The organism is Pseudonocardia xinjiangensis (genome assembly GCF_012911925.1).
Lineage (GTDB): Bacteria > Actinomycetota > Actinomycetes > Mycobacteriales > Pseudonocardiaceae > Pseudonocardia > Pseudonocardia xinjiangensis.
The window spans coordinates 1-1,020 of sequence record NZ_JAAXKY010000308.1 but is presented as its reverse complement, the minus strand read 5'-3'; the positions used below and the strand labels follow the sequence as shown (position 1 = coordinate 1,020).

The 1,020-nt window shown below is 74.4% G+C and carries 1 protein-coding gene; it reads left to right on the top strand.

Going from position 1 to position 1,020, the window contains the following annotated elements; all coding sequences use genetic code 11:
* Positions 1–197: 197 nt before the first annotated feature.
* Positions 198–887, top strand: a complete 690-nt coding sequence (locus tag HF577_RS37210; RefSeq protein ID WP_169400687.1) for a DUF998 domain-containing protein — start codon at positions 198–200, stop codon at positions 885–887.
* Positions 888–1,020: the final 133 nt, after the last annotated feature.

Below are 1,020 nucleotides of genomic sequence, written 5' to 3'. Positions count from 1 at the left end.
GGCTCGGAGATGTTTATAAGAGACAGGCCCGAACCCACCCCGCGAGTCGCCCGGTTCTCGCGCGCGAGTCGCCCGGATTCCGTGCGCGAGTCGCCCGCGGGAAGTGATCACCGGCCGATCGCACAGGTCGCTGGGTGTGGGAATGTCGTAGCGGTGGGTGTTCACCGCCTCACCCCGCGCTCCCCAGGAGGACCTCCGTGCCCGGTACCGCGTCGCCCGATCCTGCGGTGACGAGGGCGTTGGCCGCATTCGGGTTGGTGGGTGTCGGGGTCGCGGTGGTGCTGGTGGGGCTGTTGCACGTCGTCTCGGCCGGCCGGGTGAACCCGGTGCGCCGCACGATCAGCGAGTACGCGCTCGGCGACTCCGACTGGATGTTCGACGTGGGGGTGCTGGGGCTCGCCGGGGGATCGGTGCTGGTGCTGCTGGCGCTGGTGCGCGCGGGGATCGTGCAGCTGTGGTCGCGCCCCGCAGCCCTGGTCGGGGTCTGGGCGGCGGCGCTGGTGCTGATCGTCGCGTTCGACAAGGCGAACTGGGCCGTGGGCCCGACGCCGTCCGGTTACGTGCACCGGTACGCGAGCGTGGTGGCGTTCGTGAGCCTGCCGGCGGCGGCGCTGGCGCTGGGCAGGCGCTGGCGGGGCGATCTGCAGTGGGGCCCGTTCGCGGCCTGCTCGCGGTGGTCGGGCGCGCTGGCGCTGCTGTGGCTCGGCGCGATCGTGCTGGCTGTCGCGCTGAGCCCGCTGACCGGGGTGCCGTGGTGGCAGCTCCTGCCGCTCGGCCTGGTGGAGCGGGGGCTGCTGACCACCGAGGTGGCCACCGTGGTGGTGCTGGGCTGGTGGGCCGCGCGAGCGGCTTCGGCCCCGCGGCCGGCCGCGATGATCGCGGGATGACGGGCTGAGCCCGCGTGCCCGGAAGGGCGACTCGCGGGCCCGAACGGGGCGACTCGCGGACGGGGAACGGGCGACTCGCGGGCCCGAACGGGGCGACTCGCGCGCCCAGAACGGGCGACTCGCGGGGCTGGGG